The 21,221-nt window shown below is 44.8% G+C and carries 21 protein-coding genes; 18 read left to right on the top strand and 3 right to left on the bottom strand.

All coding sequences use genetic code 11. From position 1 onward, the window contains the following. The first annotated feature begins 88 nt into the window (after positions 1 to 88). Both AKJ31_RS11800 and AKJ31_RS11795 read left to right on the top strand, forming a co-directional pair. The gene (locus AKJ31_RS11800) at positions 89 to 709 is read left to right on the top strand and encodes a LysE family translocator (RefSeq protein ID WP_053409300.1); all 621 of its coding nucleotides are present in this window, start codon (positions 89 to 91) and stop codon (positions 707 to 709) included. A 142-nt stretch (positions 710 to 851) separates the two neighbouring features. Beyond that, positions 852 to 1,409: an AAA family ATPase gene (locus tag AKJ31_RS11795; RefSeq protein ID WP_053409299.1), complete on the top strand. Its 558-nt coding sequence runs from the start codon at positions 852 to 854 to the stop codon at positions 1,407 to 1,409. 24 nt (positions 1,410 to 1,433) lie between these two features. Here AKJ31_RS11795 and AKJ31_RS11790 read toward each other — a convergent pair whose 3' ends face one another. Next, complete coding sequence (locus tag AKJ31_RS11790; protein WP_053409298.1) at positions 1,434 to 3,095, bottom strand: methyl-accepting chemotaxis protein; 1,662 nt, start codon at positions 3,093 to 3,095, stop codon at positions 1,434 to 1,436. A gap of 169 nt (positions 3,096 to 3,264) precedes the next feature. Next, positions 3,265 to 3,648 carry a thiol-disulfide oxidoreductase DCC family protein gene (locus AKJ31_RS11785; RefSeq protein ID WP_053409297.1) on the bottom strand — a complete coding sequence of 128 codons (384 nt, stop codon included), beginning with the start codon at positions 3,646 to 3,648 and terminating at the stop codon, positions 3,265 to 3,267. A 462-nt stretch (positions 3,649 to 4,110) separates the two neighbouring features. On the opposite strand from AKJ31_RS11785, the gene AKJ31_RS11780 reads away from it, so the two are divergent. The 3 genes from AKJ31_RS11780 to AKJ31_RS11770 all read left to right on the top strand — a co-directional run bounded on the left by AKJ31_RS11780 (position 4,111) and on the right by AKJ31_RS11770 (position 9,365). Continuing rightward, a complete protein-coding gene (locus AKJ31_RS11780) occupies positions 4,111 to 5,178 on the top strand; it encodes an efflux RND transporter periplasmic adaptor subunit (RefSeq protein ID WP_053409296.1) in 1,068 nt (355 codons plus the stop codon). Between the two features lie 85 nt (positions 5,179 to 5,263). Continuing rightward, positions 5,264 to 8,329, top strand: coding sequence for an efflux RND transporter permease subunit (locus tag AKJ31_RS11775; protein ID WP_053409295.1), 3,066 nt, complete (start codon positions 5,264 to 5,266; stop codon positions 8,327 to 8,329). Positions 8,330 to 8,510: 181 nt separating this feature from the next. Next, positions 8,511 to 9,365 (top strand): LysR family transcriptional regulator, encoded by an 855-nt coding sequence (locus tag AKJ31_RS11770; protein ID WP_053409294.1) that lies wholly within the window; start codon positions 8,511 to 8,513, stop codon positions 9,363 to 9,365. 7 nt (positions 9,366 to 9,372) lie between these two features. Here the strand turns inward: AKJ31_RS11770 and AKJ31_RS23605 are convergent, their stop codons facing one another. After that, complete coding sequence (locus AKJ31_RS23605; RefSeq protein ID WP_053409293.1) at positions 9,373 to 9,810, bottom strand: prepilin peptidase; 438 nt, start codon at positions 9,808 to 9,810, stop codon at positions 9,373 to 9,375. Between the two features lie 206 nt (positions 9,811 to 10,016). On the opposite strand from AKJ31_RS23605, the gene AKJ31_RS11760 reads away from it, so the two are divergent. The 13 genes from AKJ31_RS11760 to AKJ31_RS11700 all read left to right on the top strand — a co-directional run bounded on the left by AKJ31_RS11760 (position 10,017) and on the right by AKJ31_RS11700 (position 21,206). Further along, positions 10,017 to 10,241: a Flp family type IVb pilin gene (locus AKJ31_RS11760; RefSeq protein ID WP_053409292.1), complete on the top strand. Its 225-nt coding sequence runs from the start codon at positions 10,017 to 10,019 to the stop codon at positions 10,239 to 10,241. A gap of 63 nt (positions 10,242 to 10,304) precedes the next feature. Continuing rightward, entirely contained in the window at positions 10,305 to 11,063 is a 759-nt protein-coding gene (locus AKJ31_RS11755) for a hypothetical protein (RefSeq protein ID WP_072161317.1), read from the top strand. Beyond that, entirely contained in the window at positions 11,060 to 12,391 is a 1,332-nt protein-coding gene (locus AKJ31_RS11750; RefSeq protein ID WP_053409290.1) for a type II and III secretion system protein family protein, read from the top strand. The genes AKJ31_RS11755 and AKJ31_RS11750 overlap by 4 nt, the downstream gene beginning before the upstream one ends. After that, complete coding sequence (locus tag AKJ31_RS11745; RefSeq protein WP_053409289.1) at positions 12,391 to 12,867, top strand: hypothetical protein; 477 nt, start codon at positions 12,391 to 12,393, stop codon at positions 12,865 to 12,867. The genes AKJ31_RS11750 and AKJ31_RS11745 overlap by 1 nt, the downstream gene beginning before the upstream one ends. Before the next feature lies 1 nt (position 12,868). Then, a complete protein-coding gene (locus AKJ31_RS11740) occupies positions 12,869 to 14,071 on the top strand; it encodes a CpaE/TadZ family protein (protein ID WP_053409376.1) in 1,203 nt (400 codons plus the stop codon). Further along, positions 14,059 to 15,324: a TadA family conjugal transfer-associated ATPase gene (locus AKJ31_RS11735; RefSeq protein WP_053409288.1), complete on the top strand. Its 1,266-nt coding sequence runs from the start codon at positions 14,059 to 14,061 to the stop codon at positions 15,322 to 15,324. Before AKJ31_RS11740 ends, AKJ31_RS11735 begins: the two co-directional genes overlap by 13 nt. Continuing rightward, a complete protein-coding gene (locus tag AKJ31_RS11730) occupies positions 15,321 to 16,232 on the top strand; it encodes a type II secretion system F family protein (protein ID WP_053409287.1) in 912 nt (303 codons plus the stop codon). The genes AKJ31_RS11735 and AKJ31_RS11730 overlap by 4 nt, the downstream gene beginning before the upstream one ends. After that, on the top strand, positions 16,232 to 17,104 hold the full coding sequence (locus AKJ31_RS11725; RefSeq protein WP_053409286.1) for a type II secretion system F family protein: 873 nt from the start codon (positions 16,232 to 16,234) through the stop codon (positions 17,102 to 17,104). The genes AKJ31_RS11730 and AKJ31_RS11725 overlap by 1 nt, the downstream gene beginning before the upstream one ends. Beyond that, entirely contained in the window at positions 17,101 to 18,243 is a 1,143-nt protein-coding gene (locus tag AKJ31_RS11720; RefSeq protein ID WP_053409285.1) for a tetratricopeptide repeat protein, read from the top strand. The genes AKJ31_RS11725 and AKJ31_RS11720 overlap by 4 nt, the downstream gene beginning before the upstream one ends. Then, positions 18,240 to 18,767, top strand: a complete 528-nt coding sequence (locus AKJ31_RS11715; RefSeq protein WP_072161314.1) for a TadE family protein — start codon at positions 18,240 to 18,242, stop codon at positions 18,765 to 18,767. Before AKJ31_RS11720 ends, AKJ31_RS11715 begins: the two co-directional genes overlap by 4 nt. A gap of 34 nt (positions 18,768 to 18,801) precedes the next feature. Next, a complete protein-coding gene (gene tadF, locus AKJ31_RS11710) occupies positions 18,802 to 19,374 on the top strand; it encodes a tight adherence pilus pseudopilin TadF (protein WP_245639053.1) in 573 nt (190 codons plus the stop codon). Continuing rightward, a complete protein-coding gene (locus tag AKJ31_RS11705; RefSeq protein WP_053409282.1) occupies positions 19,374 to 20,624 on the top strand; it encodes a pilus assembly protein TadG in 1,251 nt (416 codons plus the stop codon). Before tadF ends, AKJ31_RS11705 begins: the two co-directional genes overlap by 1 nt. After that, entirely contained in the window at positions 20,625 to 21,206 is a 582-nt protein-coding gene (locus AKJ31_RS11700; protein WP_053409281.1) for an OmpA family protein, read from the top strand. Positions 21,207 to 21,221 lie beyond the last annotated feature (15 nt).

The following is a 21,221-nucleotide window of genomic DNA, read 5'->3' as shown; positions in this document are numbered from 1 at the left end:
AAATCAGAACGACGCGGATTCTGCGTTACAAACGTAAAAAGCATGATAATCTGTTGGAACAATAAATAATTACAAAGATAGTGAGCTGATGAATACCGCGTTGCTGGGGATGTTTATTCCTACCTTTTTCTTCGTTTCAATCACACCAGGGATGTGTATGACCCTCGCACTGACACTTGGCATGAGTGTCGGATACAAGCGTACTTTATGGATGATGGCTGGTGAACTGGTCGGTGTGGGTTTAGTGGCTGTTGCGGCGGTGTTGGGGATCGCGGCGGTCATGCTCAACTACCCTTGGTTGTTTGTCGCGTTAAAACTGATTGGTGGTGGCTACCTGTTTTATTTGGGCGTTCAAATGTGGCGCTCCCGCGGTAAGCTGGCGATTAACATGGACGACAGCCCAAGCGCACCACAAAGTGATTGGGATCTTGTGGTGCAGGGATTTGTGACGGCAATAGCCAACCCGAAAGGCTGGGCGTTTATGATTTCGTTACTGCCGCCATTCATCGACCAAAATGTAGACCTTGCGCCGCAGCTTGTGGTGTTAGTCGCGATCATCTTGTGTTTCGAGTTTATCTGTATGACGCTTTACGCAACGGGCGGTAAAGGATTAAAACGTGTACTAGGACATTCGCAAAACGTGCGGCTGATGAATCGTATTGCAGGCACTTTGATGATGGCTGTTGGCGTTTGGTTGCTGCTCAGTTAGTAAAGCCCGATGGCGATTCATTCTAAAGTTTAAAAGCGACCAAGCAGGTCGCTTTTTTGTTACCTAAGGTTTGTGATTCTTGCCCTGTTACGTAACAAATGCTCTACTTTACGCAAAAGGTTGCAAAGCTTCTGAGGTGAATATGCGCAGAATAAACGTAGTAGGGACCAGTGGAAGTGGTAAATCCACCTTTAGCCGACAACTTGCACAAGCGCTTAACTATCCGCATATTGAAATGGATCGCCTGTATTGGAAAAAGGACTGGCAAGGGACAAACGACGAAGAGTTTGTCCAAAAGCTATCGGAAGCCTTGTCGGTCGAACATTGGGTGCTAGACGGGAACTACAATCGCACCCGATCCGTCAAATGGCAGGATGTGGATACCATCGTATGGATCGACTACTCCTTTCAGCGCACTCTTTATCAAGCGCTATCCCGAGCGTTTCAACGCTGTGTCAGTGGTAAAGAGTTATGGCCGAACACCAACAATGTGGAAACATTCTCCCGCTCGCTGTTTAGTCGGGATTCGATTTTATTGTGGACACTAAAGACGTACCACTCCAATAGGCAGCGTTATATTGAAGACATGGAAAACGAAGAGTATCAGCATATTCGTTTTATTCGTCTCTGTTCCCCACACATGGCACAAGAATTTTTGCAGCAGATAAGTGAATCTCAAGAAGTAAAAAAGCCCGCGTAGTCACGGGCTTGTTTGTATCTCAATTTACACCGTAAATCGGTCAACAAGTTCGTACAGTTGAGTGGCTCGTTGGTTGAGTTCTTGACTACCAGAGCGGTTCTCGTTCGCCAAATCCGCAGACTGGTAGCTTTGGTCTGAGATGACAACCACGCGTTGAGAGATCTCTTGACCAACAATGCTTTGTTCTTCGGTGGCTGTGGCGATCAGCGCGTTCATGTCCATGATCGTGCCGATGGATTCTTGAATCTTCACCAAAGCTTGGGTGGCAGAATTGGCTTCTTCTACCGTGCTGTGGCTTAAGGTTTGGCTGGAGTCCATCGCCTTAACCGCGGCATCAGACGCCGATTTCAACTGCTCTATCATCTGATGTATTTCTCCAGTACTCTCTTGTGTGCGGCTTGCCAGTTTGCGGACTTCGTCTGCGACGACGGCGAAACCACGGCCTTGCTCACCTGCGCGTGCCGCTTCAATTGCGGCATTAAGAGCGAGTAGGTTGGTTTGTTCGGCAATGTCTTGAATCACACCCAACGAAACCGCGATGTTTTTCACATTGCCTTCGAGGTGAGAAATCACACTGCTCGCTTGCGAAACTTCATTGGCAAGCGCTTCTACGGATTTAGCCGCAGAATTAACAATGTCCTGCGCGTCTTTAGCGTTGTCGTCCGCTTCTTTGGCGGATTGCGCCGCTTGGCTTGCGTTGTTGGAGATTTCGCTCGCTGTAGTGGTGAGCTCTGTCATTGCGGTGGCCACCTGTTCCGTTTCCTCACGCTGACCAGTGGCTAACTCATCTACTTGTGCCGCCCTGTTGGACATGCTGTTGGTTTCATCGACGACTTGCTGACCGACTTCACTGACGCTGCGGATAATAGACTGTAGGCTTGCGACAAAGGCGTTAAAGCTCTCGCTTAAACGAGCAAACTCGGGGGCGTTAAAGGTCTCCATACGCGCGGTGAGGTCAGCCTCACCCGTGGCAAACGCACTGATTGACTCGTCAAACTTTTTCAGCGGTTGCATGATGCTTCGATTCACCACGACGGCAAACAATGCGACGATCGCAGAGATAACAATACAGAAAAGGAAAATTGTCGATAGGGTTGCTTCTAATGCTTCATTAGAGGTTTGCTCCATACTCGCGATCACTGCATCGACATCGTCGGTATAGAACCCTGTACCTAGCATGACGTCCCATTCAGGGATGAAGACTGAAAAGCTCAGTTTAGGCAGTGCTTCGGTTTCGCCCAGTTTTGGAAAGTAATAGGTGGTGTAGTCACCAGTTTTGGCATTTCGAATCAGGTCTTGAATCAGGAAGTTGCCTTTCTTGTCTTGCAAGTCCCAAAAGCTTTCACCGATACCTTTATCGCTGTCGCCAGTAACGATTCGTACCCCTTTAGAATCGTAGGCAAAGATATATCCGGTTTCACCGTATTTTAAACTTCTTAGTATTGGCAGTGCGTCTTCAAGTGGTGCTCCTTGCTTTAAAAGCGGTTCAACTGACGATGTTGCCAGTTGGAGGAACTGTTTTAACTCAGATTTTTTAGTATCCATCATATTTTGGCGAGTGACTTGTGCCTGCTCTAAGTTGAGACTACTGGTTTTCAAGTAGGTTACGCTCAACATTCCGATGGTAATTGCGAGTAGGGGGATCAGCGCTAAAACATATAGACGGCTTTTTATGCTCAGACTCATACAAACTTCCTGTATTGAATTATCCCTGAGAGAGATTCATTTAACTAATGAAACAATGAGTTACTAGTAACACATTAGTTTGTTTAATAGCTTAACCAAAAGTTTAGAGTCGGACTGTGAAACGAGGTGGGTAAATGTATGCTTAGTGTTAGACATTAGTCCTACAATGTTAAGAACATTGGTTGTTGTCACACTTTCTACTGCCGAGAATCCACTTCGATACCGTATATCGGTTGTTAGCAAAGCGCAGGTAAGCCCAATCGGCGAACGGTTTGATGAGTGGCCAGCGTAATGGCGCGTAAAGCCAGCCTTTACCAACTAGTTTCCACGCTTGGTAAGTCACATCTAACCCGAGCCATAAGCGGTGGTTCTCGTCTAAGGCGTGCAAGATGGTTGCTGCTTCTTGAGCATCGATTTGTGGGTAGTGCTCAAAGTCAGGATGAAAGATATCCACCAATATGATGCGGTTGGCTTTGTCGTACTGCTTTAACGCACGCATTTCTCTCGCGCAAATCGGGCAAGTACCATCATAGAATATGGTGAGATTTTTCATTTTTCCTTTCAACTCTCATAGCGACATTGATTGCTTCTAGTAAGTTTAGCTTACGTGATTTTGCCAAGTTCGGATCAAACGGCACTCAATTTATTTTCGTGTGTTATTTATTGCCGATACGCATCCGCTTAACTTATAAATCACGTTGGGTATTAATATATTAATAAAGTTAAAATCAGTAATATTTAATTTAGACAACACTGTTTTTATGCAACTTAATGTTATAAGGTTATAAACAATATTAATAACCTGTAGAGGTAAATAAATTAATGTCGTAGCTGATTCATATGTGTCATTATATATTTTTATTGTCATATAAGAATAAAAATATATTTGAATTTAATTATTGTGTTTTTGGATCTAATAATTAAATAAATTTCCGATAGTTTACCAAATCATGACATTTCTATCATTGCTTTCAACAAGTCTTAACCGGAATTGTAGTTTTGTAGGAAAACATGAATGTACAGGTTTACGTTTCTAACTATAGCGTTATTTTCGGTTCTAATATCGTCATCGGGGCTAAAAGCAGAAGTTAAAAATGGCGAAGAAAAAGAAATTGCGCGCGTCGTTGTGTCTGAAGCAAGATTAAAAACAGTACCGCTAGAAATTTCTGATGTCGGAAAAATGTACGCTGTCGACTCAGTAGTATTAAGTTTTAATATAGCTGAAAAAATTAACGTTATACATTTTCAAGATGGCGATGAAGTTAAACAAAATCAAGTTGTTGCTGAATTAGATAGCAGCATTGCTAGAACAGATGTCGCCAAAGCGCGAAGCGAGTTTAACCTCGCGAGAAACAAGCTCAGTCGCAGTCAAGATATGATTGATCGAGAGCCTGGCTCTATTCCGCCACAAAAAATTTACGAGCTCAACGAGCTAGCCAATCTGGCTAAGGCGGAGTTGGAACAAAAGAAAGCCATTCTTGATAACTACCGTGTGTTAGCTCCATTTAGTGGCAGGTTAGCCGACTTCAAGCAGTCCGTTGGCAGTTATATTGAATCGTTTGATCCACTTGTCACGCTTTATAAGCGCGATCCCATCGAAGTATTTTATTCTGTCAGCCAAGATAAAATTGAAGAAATAGCTTTAAATCAAAAAGTTGAAATTACATCTGCCGCTGTTAAGGATAAAAGATTTTTTGGCGTCGTTAATTATATTTCACCAAGCGTGAATATTAACTCTGGTAGAGTCGATGTACATGCCCGAGTCAAGAATCCAGACTTTAAATTATCTCCAGGCATGTTCGTTAATGTTAAGCATTTTCTTGATACTAAAGAGGAAAATATATTAATTCCGCAAACAGCAATTAATGTCAAAGACAAAGAACGCTATGTTTGGCTGTTGTCCGATGACAACACGGTATCAAAAAAAACAGTGGAGTTAGGTAGCAATCTAAATGACGGGAATGTGGTGATAAAAGCTGGCGTCGAGGAAAACGATCGGATTGTGACGATTGGCAGTCAATGGCTAAAAGATGGCATGAAAGTCAGTGTGAAAGATTCAAACCCCAATCATGTAGAGCCTTAGATTCAAATAGAAATGAAGACATTCTCTAGATCATATCTACCCCGAGTTCTCACACAAGTGACAGCTGTTTTCGGAGATTAAGTTAATGAAGTTAACAGAAGTTTGTATCAAACATCCTGTTATTGCCATGGTTTTTAGTATTGCGATTGTTTTGCTTGGTGTTTGGTCGTTTCGTTCATTGGATATCCAATATTTCCCTGAGCATCGCAAACTGACCGCAACCGTCGATGCCACTATTGAAGGAGCCAGCGCGCGGTTTATGTCAAAGAATGTGGCAGAAAAACTGACAGAAGCCGCTGCGATTATTGGCCGAGTAAAAACCATGTCGACCGACTGCCAACATGGGAGTTGTTCCTTAAAACTCGTTTTTCATGATGATGTTACCGATGTGGAGTACGTTAACCTGCTCAATAAACTTCGTAGCCGGATTGAAGCGATTGACGACTTTCCTGAGAGTATGGAAAAGCGTCCCAGTATTACCGACAACTCATCAGATGCTAGCTTCGCCAGCAATATCATTTCTTTTGTCAGTGAAGGGGAGATGACGAAGCAGGAGTTGGTGGACTATATCAGGCAACAACTCATGCCTCAGTTTAGGCGATTAGATGGTGTAGGAGCGATTTGGGGCCCCTATGGCGGGAGTGCCGGTGCAGTACGTGTTTGGCTTCTGCCCGACCGTATGAAAGCGCTTAAGGTCAACCCATCGGAAGTTGTTGATACGATAGAAGCCTACAGTGAGAGTTTCACCGCTGGCAGAATCATTGGTGAAGGGCGTAGCTACTCGATTAATCCGGAAACGCCAATATCCGATGTGAACGAGGTTGCCAACCTAGTAGTACGAGCTGAAGCTGACAACACCGTGAGATTAAAAGACGTCGCTGACGTGGTGATGGGGACGCATGTCATTGATCCGAGCATTCTAACGGTCAACGGTAGTCCAGCAATGGCGTTGCAAATTAAGCCGCTACGCAGCGCGAATCCGGTTACGGTTGCGAAACTTGTTAAGGATAAGGTGGAGCAATTACAAACCGCTTTGCCAGATGGCGTGAAAATGAGCGTGGTCTATGACCAAGCGGATTTTATTGAGTCTTCAATTCAAGAAGGATTCAATGCGCTCATTGAAGCGATTATCCTCGTTTCGCTGATCATGGTTTTATTTCTAGGCTCGTTGCGTCTGGCCTCTATTCCCATCATCACTATCCCCATTTGCGTCATCGGTGTGTTTTCTGTCATGGCCATTTTGGGTTTCAGCATTAATGTTCTTACCGTACTTTCGATCATTTTGGCGATTGGATTAGTGGTTGATGATGCCATTATCGTGGCTGAAAACTGTTATCGACGGGTCGAAAGCGGTGAGTCTCCCTTAGAAGCCGCTATTGAAGGCAGCAAAGAGATCGCTTTCCCTGTGATTTCGATGACGATGACGTTGGCTGTGGTTTATACCCCTATCGGTTTTATGTCCGGGTTGACCGTAGACTTGTTCCGTCAGTTTGCGTTTACCCTCGCAGCGGCGGTATTGATTTCTGGCTTTGTCGCACTGACTTTATCCCCCGTGATGTGCGCCTACATCATTAAGCCACAACCACAGTCAGCCAGTTGGTTCTTATGGGTAGAGGCGAAGTTAAAACGACTGATTGAACGCTACGTTAAAGAGCTGACCAAATGGTTTGATCGTAAGTGGTGGGTCTTCGGGGGATTAATCGCAGTCACCTTGGCTTCGGCAGCTATTTTCTGGCTATCACCTAATGTTCTACTGCCCACTGAAGACACGGGGTTTATCGAAGTGAAAGTGCAAGCACCAAATGGCGCAAATCGCCAATATCACCTTGAACATCTGGCAGAGCTAAACCGCATTATCGATAGGGATGCGAGTGTCGAACAGAATATGTCTTACATTGAAGATGATCCTTATAACCACATACTGCTGAAACCTTGGGAGGAAAGAGCACAAAGCGCAGAAGAGGTCGCAGGTCGATTGGCTGCAGATTCACAAACAGAGCTTTCCGCCTATAAAGCCTCTTATTTAGTTCGCTCCGCAGCTGACCTTAATATCGCCGATCAGGTCAAACTCGAAATTGTCACATCGGACAAAGATGCTGAGCAGCTGTATCAAACGGTAGCCGAAATTACTAAGTTGCTCAAAGCGTACCCTGGATTAACAAACGTCCTCAATTCTACCGCCCGAGATGAACTGGGCTATGAGCTATGGATAGACAATAATGCGATCCTCTTATCTGAGGTGGACTATGAAGAAGTCACGGAGGCACTATCGACGTATCTCAGTGCTGTTCAGCCTGGTAACTTGCAGGCCAAAGATGGTTTTACCTATCCAATCAGAGTGCAAGTGAAGCAAGAAAACTTGGGGGACTTTACGGTACTTAACAACTTGAATGTTGTCTCCGAAACAGGGGAAACGCTGCCTCTGTCGCAATTTGTCGAGATCAAACCGGCCACGCTGGACACCAAGGTGCAAACGTTTATGGGCTTGGACGCTGCAGAGATCACCGCCGACCTATCGCCGGGCTACACGGCTGATGAAGTTAAATCATACATTGATGAGCATCTGCCGCAGTTTTTAGCGGACAATCAAAGGTTCTACTTCAACGGAACGATAAAAGAGTTGATGGAGTCTCAACAGGGAACACAGTTGTTGTTTGGGATGGCGATTGTGTTTATTTATCTCATATTAGCGGCTCAATTTGAGAGTTTTAGAGACCCGTTGTTAATACTGCTTACCGTGCCTCTGTGTGTGATTGGCGCCTTGTTGTCACTGTGGTTGTTTGGTCAAAGCATCAACATTTATTCGAAAATTGGTTTGCTTACCCTCGTTGGTTTGGTGACCAAACACGGCATTCTGTTGGTTGAATTTGCCAATAAGCGACAGCGAGAAGGGATGTCTGAGCTTGGCGCCATTATCTCGAGTGTGCGCTCACGTTTTAGACCAATCATGATGACGACGGTAACTATGATTCTGGGGGCGATGCCGTTGGCTTTAAGTGAAGGCCCCGGTTCGGTAGGACGAGAAAATATCGGTTTGGTATTAGTGGGCGGGTTAATTTCTGGAACCTTGTTTACACTGTTTGTTGTTCCTGTTGCATATTATGCCGTCGCGTCGATAAAAAATGAATTATCTGAACGTATGACAAGATAATAAATTAAATTTGATTTGCATTGACTAATTATTATTGAAGAATAAACAAAACTAATACCAATCGTATTGAGTGTTAATTTTATTTCTTCTTATATGAATATAAAAATAAACCGTATAGTTGTTACGTTATAAACATGATAGTAAGTATAAGTGTTTATAATTAAGATCTTGAGAATCTGTTATGAAAACTCAAACCAAAACCATAGATGTAAAGTACTTAAAAACCTTCTATCAAGTGGTTAAACATAAAAATCTAACTGCCGCCGCGGACGCACTTTTTATGACTCAACCTGCTGTCTCACAACATATTAAAAAAATTGAGACAATCATTGGCACAGAGGTCTTTGATAGACAGGACAGGTTTGGACTGACGAGACAAGGAAAGATACTCCTTTCTTACGCCGACCAATCAATGAACTTGTATGAAAAGCTGTTTGAAGATTTGGAACGAGCAAACACTAAAGAAAAAGTCAGCATCGCGATTTCTGACTCATTCAGTCAAAAGATTATCGATCAGATACTCAACGAGCTAAGAATGTTAGACAAAATGGAAACGTCTGTGTCGTTCTTTTGCTCTTCTTCTTTTCCTGAAAGAACTGAAGAATTCGATCTTATTTTCAGTTTCAACCACTTGGTTAATAATACGGGAAAGTCTTATAACATCAGTTCTTCCCATTATGTTATGGCGCACAGCCTCAATTCAGAACACGTACCTGAAGTGATTGTTTATTGCCAAACGTTGAGAAAGTCGCACGTCCAGACAATATTAATCCAAAACAATATTGACATTAGCAAGGTAAAAAATTGGATCACAACCAGTTGCTCGACGCTGATAAAAAGCCAGCTGCAGTTTGATAATACGCTAGTCATATGCCCTGATTGGTGTATCAAGGGCATAGACTGTTATGTGTCGCCGACCAAACAGCTTTTGAACATGTACGTATGGTGTAGTGATACGCTGACCAAAGAATTCGACACCAAAGGGATTAAACGTCGAATTCATCAGGTGCTAGGTGACAATGGATTGTACCAATAGGGCAGTATTAGGCGGATAAAACCGAGAGCAAGCAGCCTAGCCAGTATGAAAACGATATAGGTATCCCGAGAGGGATGCCTTTATCGAGTGAAAGACCATGGCACCTAGATCGACAAAATATGAGTACAACTACCAGTTGAGCGAACGTTGCACAGGTCAGCAGTAGTAATACCAATATTTGATATTGAGGAGCGACACCGACGACGAATACAGCTAAAAGCTTGATGTCTCCCCCGCCAATGAATCCCTTTCTCCAGAGCAACATAGCCGCAATAAGTACCAAAACTGCAATTCCAACTGTTTGAGTAAAGTAACCAAGCGATATCGATAATAGAGAGGTGAACAATAGTGTAAAAATGACGAGTGGGTTTGGGATTTTTCTATATTTTATATCTTTCCAAGATACCATGATTGATAGAAATAATAATCCTAATATATAGACCATATTTTTCATTGCTAATGGATATTAAATTACCTATATAACTATTATCCACTATTGCTTTCAAATAAATGTTTTTTATTACCTTATAAACAATAAAGAAACTATAACTCATTGTTATTGTTATATTTAAAATGTTAATTGGTCAATGTGAATTAATTTAAATATTATTATTAAGCCAGTTAGTGGTTTAATTTATTAAAGGTAAAACAATGTACTTAAATATAATGGCTAAGTTATATGAGTTTAAGCTGTACTTACTCGAATTGCGCGATGATCAACGTGGAGTTACTGCGGTTGAATATGCAATTATTGCCGTAGCAATGTCAGCAATTATTTTAGCTGTATTTAAAAATGGAGCTTTGAAACAAGCGTTAGTGGATGCAGTTGATGCTGTGAAAACCAACATAGGAACAGCTAACCAGCAAGGAAAATAAAATCTTTTAAACCCTTTTAAAACATAATTAATTAGAGGCCGTAATGGCCTCTAGGTTAGCCTTATGAATAGAAAAATAATATTTGTTCTTGTCGCGCTTTGCATATTTGTGACGCTCTTTTATTTGCAGGGGATTCTACTCTCAGGAGCCGAATCCGAGCCAGAGGAAAAGGCAAAAGAAGAGACAGTTCCTGTTTTGGAAATGGTGCGAGACAGAAATAAGGCGGAGCTCGTTGATGCTCATGACTATAAAGTGGTTGACGTTTTGAAGTCTGAATATATGCGTGAAAACTACGATTCTCAGAAAGATATTGAAATCGGGGAGGGCGCTCGCTATAGAGAGAGTATAAAAGCCAAGCGTAAAGTCAAAGCCAGCACGATTAGCAACATCAGTGACGATGACTATATGGTCTTGTCACTAAATCAAGATGAAGTGCCTTATTACTACGAGGAAGAAAACAACCAGTTTCTAAATGCTCTTCCATTGAAGCCAGGCAACTTAATTAGCTTTTTATCGACGACTTCTACAAAGCCGGACACGGACTATTCTAACCGTCGGGGCGAGCTGGTTAGCCGCGTTATCATCAATGATGCCAAGGTGTTGAAGGTCGTGAAAGACGACGCAAGCGAAGAGAAAGCAAGTTACGCGCTGATTATTGCCCTGTCGGTTTCGGACATTTTAAAGCTAGAAATGGCGAGAAAACTTGGTGATGTCCAAATCATTCATTCTGGCCTTGTGTCTGGCAATCTCACTTTCAAAAGCAGCGATATTTTGGGCACTAAGCACACAATTCGTGAGCTACGAGGAAACGATAGCCAATGAAAGTCCTACTTCGTCGCTCTCTAATAGTATTGGTGTGTTTTTTATCTTCTCACGCCGTGGCATCAGAGCTTATGAATCTTGACCAAGGTGCTGCTAAGACACTGAAATTAAATCGAAAAATAGACACCATCTTCATCGGTGACACTAAGATCGCGGATTACAAAATTGTTGATCAGACCAAAGCTGTTGTTTATGGGATCGGGGTTGGATCGACGTCAGTCATCGTCTACGACATTGGTGGAAATGAAATCTATAACGCTGAGTTGGTGGTTAATCAAAGTTTGCGACTGCTTAAGCAGACGTTAATCGCTCGTTTTCCTGATGAATCTGTCACGGTGTCCAACGTCGGCGATCAAGTTGTACTGGACGGTGTGGTCAGTAGCGAGCAGATCAAAAGCCAAGTGTATCGCCTAGTCGGAGAACTACTGAAAAAAAATAGCAGTTTTAATACGAAGACTATCGAGAGTGCGCAGAGCGATGAAAAGGAAGAGCTGACTTACACCAGAAATTACCTCTACGAGGGCATCATTAACAACCTCAAAGTGCTAAGTACCGAGCAGATCAATTTAAAGCTGACGGTCGCTGAGGTCTCCAATTCTTTTCTCACCGAGTTAGGGGTTTCCTATTCCGATATTGGTGGGGGAGAAGTGGGCAAGTTCTATAACAAGATCCTCGATTTCACCGCACAAGACATCGTGTCGATTATTGCTGCCAGCGATAACGATGAAGTCGGGCAGATCCTCGCACAACCTAATCTCTCGGTGATTTCTGGTGAAACCGCCAGTTTCTTGGTCGGCGGTGAAATCCCCTTGGCGATCAAGCAGGACGATACCTACACCATTCAATACAAGGAGTACGGTGTAAAGCTATCAATGGTGGCGAAAGTGACCGATTCGGAAAACATCCGGTTGTCGCTGCTTCCTGAAGTAAGTTCGATCGATACTGTTAACCGTACTGAGAATGCCTCCTACAACTTCCCATCGCTTAAAACAAGAAAGGCACAAACCACGGTTCAACTCAAAGATGGTCAGAGTTTTGTCTTGGCGGGCTTGTTAACCACAGAAGAGAAGGAGTCGCTGAAGAAGATCCCAATTTTGGGTGACATCCCAATTCTTGGTGCGCTGTTCAGCAGTACCAAATCAGACAGCAAGAAAACCGAGTTGATCATTGTTGCCACCGTCAATCTTGTTGATCCAGTAGAAACAGACCAGATCAAATTGCCTGCGTTTAAACGAACCAGCGATATCGAGCGCTTACTGAGATTTTCGATACAAGACGCCGATGAGTCTGGTCTAGATAAAACCATCGAAGCGGGAGGCTTCAACTGATGAGACTTCAACTGATGAGAATAGTCACGATCTGTTTTGTGGTGTTCGCGCTGGCCGCCTGCGCTGTGCATACGCCGTCAAACACACTTTCGATTGTCAAAATGAAAGAAACGTTTGAATTAGAGAAAACCCGCAAAGACGTAGCGTTGCAAAAAGTGTCGGAATTTATCTTAGACGTCAATATGCGTGAAGCGAAGTCTAAGTTTGAGATCAATTACTTACCCGATCAAAGTGAGCTTATCGATGAGTTGGTCGTCAGTCTAAAAAATCAAGGGGTTCCTCAGCAGAGGTTTGTCTTGAACGCGACAGATAAAGACATGACTAAAGCGGTCAAAGTTGTCGCTGTGTATCTCAAGGTCCGCAATTCGGATTGCGGCTACCTCTCTTTTCACAATGCTCAGTCTTATCGATTTGGTTGTGCACTTGAGCACAATCGCAACATCAGTCTGGTCAATCCAATAGAAAGTGGTGATTAACGTGGACTTAAATAACTTGTTCAATCAAACCAATCGCGAACCAGAAGGAGAGATTACCTCTCGTGATCTGGTGGTATCAGACAACGCGAGCTTTATCGACTCTGTCGTTGAGTTATACGCCATGGAAGGCTTCTCCAAGCCGTTGTCGCAGCAAGACTACAGTTTTGCCAGCAAGCCGAAAAAGGAAACCGCAAGCTTGCAGAATGTCATTTTAGATATGCGTTCGAGCAGCAACTTGGTGGAAGATGTCTCTCAAATCGCCAGCCAATTGGACATTTCTGTGTCACTGATTGTGGTGGGTGTCGTTGATTCTATCCGCATTTATGATCTCGTCATGAGTATTGGTGCCACGTACGTTTTGTGGGACGAAGAGCTAAATGGGTTGCTCACAGCAGTTCAATTGAGTGCATTAAGTGAGGGCCCCAAAACAACCAGTACTCGGGTTGCGAAGCGTATTCTCATGATTGGCTCTAAAGGTGGGGTGGGGCTTTCGACGGTAACGTCGGCGCTGTCTTATTCGTTGTCTGAGTTTGCGGGGTTAAAAGTGCTGCTGGTAGACCACGACTATGGCGCACTTAACTGCGATATTTTCCTCGGCGTTAAAAGCAATAAGTCTAAGCCGCAGCTTAGTATTGATCCGCAAGATATCGATGAAGCAGTCGCGCTGACCTATATCAGTAGCATGCGAGACAAGCTCGATTATCTCGTGCTGGACAAGCATGGCGATGGCGCTCTGAGTCATACCGAGCGTTTGTATTCGCTTTCGTCCCAGTTGGCGTCGAAATACAATTTCATCGTAGATTCACTGCCGTTTTCCGCATTTGACGATATCAACTTCCAAGAAATCAACGACATCTACCATCGTATCTTTGTCGTGTGTGAGCCGTCGGTCTCGTCATTGCGTTCCTATAACCTAATGAAGCGTAAGCTCGGCAAAGCCAAGCATGAGGTGATCTTTTCTCTTTCTCGCCAGAACAAAGACTTTTTGATGACTTTAGCGAACGCCAAAGCGCGGATCAAATGTCGTCAAAGCATCGATATTCCCTATGAAGCCGCTCTGGAAAAAGCCGTGTTGCAAAATGGTTTGGGCGACCTGCTGCAGGGACGTTTTGGCACTCCGATCAGCGAGTTAGTACTGTCACTTACCGGTAAAAATATTAAGAAAAACAATCGATTTGGGCGGTTTCAATTATGGAGCAGTTAAAACAGGTATATGTCGAGCTGCGCAGCGAGATCTTTGATGCGCTGGACGCTGCAACGTTAGCAGAAACGAGCAACAGTGAACTGTCGAATCAGTTGAAAGAAACCGTTAATTTATTGATAGAAAAGCGAAAAATGACGGTTAGTAGCGCGCAGCGAAGCGAAATCGTCAAAGCGTTGTTGGATGAATTAAAAGGCTTGGGGCCGCTTCAGTCATTGCTAGAAAACGACCATATCTCTGACATTATGATCAATGGTCCTTCGGACATCTTCATTGAAATTGCCGGAAAAGTGCAAAAGTCTGAGATCCAATTCGTTAACGAAAAACAGCTCAATACCATCGCAAAGCGAATTGCGTCTGTTGTCGGGCGACGTATTGATGATTCGAAACCACTATGTGACGCGCGCTTAGCCGACGGCAGCCGCGTAAACATTGTCATTCCGCCCTTAGCCATTGATGGAACATCGGTTTCGATTCGTAAATTCAAAGAGCAGAAAATCCGCCTAGAACACCTTGTTGAGTTTGGTGCGATGTCGGTAGAAATGGCAAAAGTCCTCTCTATTGCTAGCCATTGTAAGTGCAACATTCTCATCTCTGGCGGTACTGGTTCGGGTAAAACCACCCTGCTTAACGCGCTGTCAGGCTTTATCGGTGACAGCGAACGGATTGTCACGATAGAAGATGCGGCTGAATTGCAGCTGCAGCAACCTCATATTGTGCGCTTGGAAACCCGTGAAGCCAGCGTCGAAGGGACGGGAGAAGTCACAGCACGAGATCTGGTAATTAATGCGCTGCGTATGCGCCCGGATAGGATCATTGTTGGGGAGTGTCGTGGCGGCGAAGCATTCGAGATGCTACAAGCGATGAACACCGGTCACGACGGTTCCATGTCGACACTGCACGCCAATACACCGAGAGATGCGATTGCCCGTATCGAAAGCATGGTGATGATGGCCACCGCCAACTTGCCGATTCAGGCGATCCGCAGAACCATCGTCAGTGCGGTTGACCTGATTGTGCAGGTCAAAAGGTTACATGATGGCTCGCGTAAAGTGATGTACATCTCAGAGATAGTTGGGTTGGAAGGCGAAAGTGTCGTGATGGAAGACATCTTCCGTTTTGAGAACAGCGGCCATTTTGAAGAGGGTAAAATTCAGGGCGAGTACCATACTCCTGGGTTATCAAAGCGTTCTGTGATCTATGAGCGAGCCCGTTTTTTTGGCTTGGAGGGTGCGCTTAAGGAGCTGTTTTCATGATGGTTGTTATTTTTGCGTGGTTGGGGTTGCTGGGATTTTATTTCTACAGCAGAAGAAACAGCGAAAAAGTACTCTCAGAACTGATTGATGACAGTGGCTCATTTGAAGGAGTGGAAGGCGTCAAATCCGTGATCGATGTGCGCCGTTTTAACGATGACTGGTTAACGCGAGCAAAGTTTGCCACTAAAGAGATTGAGCGATTATTAGACCCTAATCCTTTGGCAAAATTGGCGCTGTTTTTCATCATAAGCGCACTGATCATTTGGTTCGTTAACGACTCTTTCTTTAAACAGAACATTTGGTACGTGTTGCTTGTGCTGCAACCAACCCTGTTGGTTTTTTTTCTCGTTAAACTCAAATCACTCAGAGCCAAACAATTTCAAAGTAACTTCCCGGACGCGTTAAACATTCTTTCTGGAGCGCTTTCTGCTGGGCAGAGCATTGTGCACGCGTTCGAGTACGTTGGCGTTCGGCTCGATAATGATGTGGGTGCCGAGTTTAAACTCATGTCTGAGCGTTTGCTGATTGGCGAAGACGCTGATGATGTGTTGATGCGCAGCGCTTCATCGTTTCCTTATGTTGAGTACTTTTTCTTTATCGCTGCGATACGCATCAACCTAAGCCGTGGTGGTCAACTGAAAGAAGTCATCAACCGCATTAACCGCATCATGTTTAACGTTCGCGCCATCGAAAAGAAGAAAAACGCGTTGACGTCTGAGGCGCGTTCTTCGGCGAAAATCATCGCCGCGTTGCCGTTTATTTTCTTAGCGATATTGAAGTTTACCAGCCCAGAAAATTATAACTTCGTGATGTTTGAAGACGGCGGAAAAGTGATTTTTTACTACGTCGTCGTCAGTGAGCTCATTGGTTTTTTCTGTATTTGGATGATATTGCGAGGCGTCGATTGATGACTGAAAGCTATTCATCATTGCTGATCGTCTTACCGCTGTTCTTTATGTCGTTGGGGATTGCGTTATTTGTCATGAAAGCGATTGATAACGCCAAAGGACAACTTGCCGCGCGGAAAGCGATAGGCGAGGAAAGTGACCATGATCCATATATGGATGCGCTCGCGGTTCTGTTGAAAGTGCTCAACTTTAATCAGCAAGAAACCAAAGAGAAATTAGTCAAAGCGGGGATATACAGCAATGTGATTGCCAATGTGTATTACTTGATAAAAATCGTCCCATTCGTTGTTTGCCTGTGCGTAGCGATATTCCTATTGATAGCGGAATTCTTTGATATCTCAATGTTTGTTGTCGTCGTCGCGTTAAGTGCGATTGTCTTCCTGATTGCGCCCGATGCCTATGTTGCTTCACGCGGTAATCGAATCACCAGAAAAATCAGTAACCGTTTACCTTTTTTACTCGATCTGATGAACGTCTGTGTCCATACCGGTATGACGATAGAAGCGAGCCTAGAGTATCTCGCGAAAGAGCTTCGTACCGTAGATAAACATCTTGCCTACGTGCTGAAAAAAACGCTCGAGCGGGCTCAGCTTGTTGGCATCGAGAGGGCGTTGGAAGATTTTTACACCTTTGTCCCCACCGCGGAGGCCCAAAGCGTGGTGATGACCTTAACGCAAAGCCTCAAATACGGCTCGTCGGTTGGGCCTGTGCTAGGAACGCTCGCTTGCGATATTCGAGAGCTGAGCATGATGGACCTTGAAGAGAAGATCGGAAAGATGGGCGCCAAAATGTCGATTCCTCTTATCGCGTTTATCATGGTGCCGATCATCGTGTTGATCGCGGCACCGGGAATCATGAGGATGCTGGCATGAGTCGATTTACGAAAGAACTCGCCGTGCTGTGGTTGATTTGCCTTAGCGGGTGCTCAGGTATGGATGACGAGTTGGTAACGCAAGAATCCATGCTATTGAAATCTGGCGATCAACAACCTCTGATTGAGTTTTATAAAGTCAATATCAACCGAGTGCCAGAGTATAAGTATCGATTGGTGAATTCCTATTTGGATGTCGGCGATATTAAATCCGCGAACCTGTATATCAATACTTTTAGCGAAGATGAAGCCGATGAGCCGGAATATATTCTCTCTCTCGCACGGCTGCACTACGAAAAAGGTATGCTCAGTAGCAGCGAAATGGAAATGAGAAAGTACCTCGACAATGGTGGAGAGCAGTATCAGTACCACTTAATGATGGGCAAGGTATACGCGAGAAAAAAGCAGTATCAGGAAGCGATTAACCATTTCGAGGAGAGTCGCAAACACGGTGCTTCCGACCGAGATGCACTGAATAACATCGCGGTGGTTCGAATGATGGAAGGAAAACCCGTCGAAGCGATGGATATTCTTTACGACCTGTACTCGAACAATCCCAATGACGAAAAAATAAGTTCAAACCTGATTGTTGCGTCGATCATCGCACAACGTCCAGACATTGCCTTCGATGTATTGCGGAAAGTCCGCCCTGACAAAGAAGCCCACAAACAGTTAGAGACGTTAATGAAATCGGTGGGGAAATCGACGCTCAACCTGAATGAACCTGGGATGGGAAACGAGGGCGCGAAACCACCTCACAAAACATTGAAGCCATCACTCAATATCGATAAGAGTCCCCCTATGAACAACAATTCAAACGTGATTGAAAAAGAGATAGGACAGCACAACGCCAAGCTTAACAACGTACGCAGGATCGAACCTGTCAGGACATTAACGCCACTTAAGACGCCAGTTTACCGTGTGCAAGTTCTGGCAACTTATAAACCGATTCCGCCGGAATTCTTAGATTTCCTTAAAGACAATTACGGTAAGGTCTATGTCTACAACCACGGTCTGTGGAAGCGATATTGTGTTGGTCAATTTAACGACTTAGAACAAGCCAAACTGTTTTTGAATAGCTTGAACATTAAAGGCGCTTTTGTCGTCAATTATGTTCAGAAGAAGTTCATCGAATTATGAACAAGCAAAAGGGCTCCATCACCGTTGAAGCCGCGTTAGGACTACCCATTTTGATCATGGCGGTACTGACTTGGGTAGAAGTGTGCGTGTTTACCTATTCAACCGCTTTAACTGATCATGCCCTGACAATTGGTGTAATGAAGATTAAAAAGCAAGGCAACTTGTATCAATCAACAAAAGTGGACTACGAACGCTTGCTTACTGCCGAGTTGAAGAATTCGGGGGGCGCGCTTTGGAATGCTGTCACCAAGCAAGGCTCGGTGCAATCTTCCATTCAATACCTGTCGGGTTATCAAGAGCTGGTGGATTGCAGCCTGTTGCCCGCAGATGAACGTGAAAACTGTGCTAGTGGAGAAGGGGACTCCAGCAACAAACCTGTCGCGATCTACAAACTGAAGTATGAATATCAGCCGATGTTCAATTTTCTCATGCCAAATATGGAGATACGTCGTGAAATCATTTCAATTCAAGAAAATGAACGCTGTGCGTTTCAAATGGATGGCGGCGGGGACTGCGCGGGATAGAGCATCGATGCATTGCTCTCAGCGGGGCTCTTTTGTGGTGGAATTTGCACTGGTGTTGGTGGTCTTCTCCAGCCTTTTTGCCATGGTGGTGAACTACTCCGTGGCGATCAACACCAAAGGGCAACTCGACCGCGTGGCGTATTCTCTCGCGACCATTGTGGCGGAGCGCAGGCAACTGTTTAATAGCTCTCTTGATGTCTGTGAGCCTGAAAACTCCGGCGATTGTAGCCAACGGGGGAACGATCTCTATTCATTGGTTAGCGCCTCCATGGCGAGCATGATGCCCAACTTCGATCAAACTAAGTTTGGTTTACGTGTTGAGCAGGTGTCGCTAGATAGAGAAGTCGTCAGTAGCGGCGGAGCCGAATTTGATAAACGCTATGAGCGAGTCGATAAAGGCGCGATTTCACAATGCGACATTACGACAGAAGCGCAGAAGATGAACGAAGAGGATGCGAAGCGATTATTGCCTCTCACCACTCGTGGTAGGCGTTTACCGCTCTATCAGGTTTCGGTGTGTTATGCGGTGCCGTTTAATCTTCTTGGTATCACCAGTGGTGAAGTCAACTACGTTGTTTCAACGTCTTATGCGTTTGCGAGGGTGTAATGAAACCGTCCAAAAGTAAGCAACAAGGTATCGCGGGCATTGTTTATGTTTCCATGCTGCCGTTGATGGTAATGGTGCTCGCGTTTTCCATGCAGCTGTCGCAACAGTTTCTCTCTCACGCCAAGTTGGCGGAGGCGTCGGAAGTGGCCAGTTTAGCGGTGATTGCCAGTCCGAAAGGTGACGAAGCCGGGAACCAAGACTACGTGAGAGCGGTGGTGGACCGCTATGTACTGGACAACAAAGATGATATCTCCGTTAGCGTGAGCCGGGAGGAATGTCATTACGGAGATGGCTGCGTTGAGCGAAGTGAAGAAGCGGGGCCATTTGTCGACTTCTTTGTCAAAGTGAAAGCAAACTACCAATCTTGGATCGCGTACGACAGCATCAATCTGGAACCAGAGTTCAGCTTAAGCGGAGAATCGTCTTCAAGAAAATACTTACCGCTGCCTGTTGATGTGTACTTTATTCTGGACGTGAGTTCTTCGATGAGTGAAGACTCGGGAAGTGAGGGCTTACAACGAATCGAAGTAGTCAAAAAAGTTATTGCCCGTGTAGTGAATGACATTAAAGATTTTAAAACAGACGTTAAGAGCCGCGTCGCTTTAGCGGCATATTCCGGTTATAGCATTAAGAAAAAAGGCGCGCGATTGGTTCCCTACGATTACGCGTCATACGATACGCCACAAGAAACCGTTGAGAACATGTTTAACCCGCCACAGCGAATTGACGACAGTGTAGGAGGGTTACTGAGATACCATGATATCCCTTTAACTGAGGACTACGAACCCTTCTTAAACACACTGACCAGTGACTCATTTGAGTTGGGAAGCACCGGGACTCAATCCTGGCAAGGCATTATGTCGGCTGCGCAAGAAGCGGACAAGGCAACAGAGCTCAATCCTCAGCAAGTTTTTATCATTTTATCTGACGGCATGGATAACCCGAAGGGAGAGGGGGTCGATATGAATTTGCACTACTTAAAAAGCCTAGTCGACCTTGGCTTATGTACAAAGCTCAAACATCGTATTTCTAACAAGCCGAATCGATTTCAAAGTGAATCCCCAACCGACAAGGAAAAAACCAAAGTGACGATGGGCGTCATCGGGGTGAACTACAAAGTGGACCCTAGTGATGGCTTTGGTGACTGTGTCGGACAAAAGAATATCTATCACGCGCGCGATGGCGAGGATGTTTATAAGTACATTCTCAATTTGATGAATGAAGAAACCGGTCGTTTGAGAGAAGGGTAAATGATGAGAATAAACAACGTCTGGAGTTTGATTTGTCTATCTCTATCTTATCCGTCGCTATCGAACTGTTTGCCCGTCGAGGTTAACAGCGTGCGAAGTACAGAGTGGGTCGCGACGTACCAAGTCACTACTCAGGTGATGGGCAAGATACAAGAAGAGAAAACCATCGAGAACAATCGGGTTTTAGACCGAAAACAACTCACGCTGCCAACCAATGCGAAGGAAGAAGAGTGTATCTATGATACGCAAAGCCAAACACTGCTGCTGAATTATATGTTTGACCAATACCGTTTGACGGGCTCTCAACATCAGATTCTGAAGCAGTATGTCGAGCTGGTGGGCGACGATGTAGACATTTTGGTTGAAGGGCATGCGGACAGTACCGGAACCGAGCGGTACAACAAATGGCTATCTGAGCGGCGTGCTCGCGAAGTGGCGATCTATCTCAAAGATTCGCTGAAGCTGGGCAATCGAATCAAACTCGTTGCGTTTGGCGAGGCCTCTCCAGCTTGCTCGTTACCGGAAAACAAACGGAACGGGTGCAACCGACGGGTTGTTCTCAGTTTGAAATCTCAGGCTTAAAAATCACCGCGCCTG

Source organism: Vibrio hepatarius, assembly GCF_001274785.1.
Taxonomy (GTDB): domain Bacteria; phylum Pseudomonadota; class Gammaproteobacteria; order Enterobacterales; family Vibrionaceae; genus Vibrio; species Vibrio hepatarius.
Note: the sequence above shows the minus strand (reverse complement) of the source record. Positions and strands in the feature narration are given on the sequence as shown.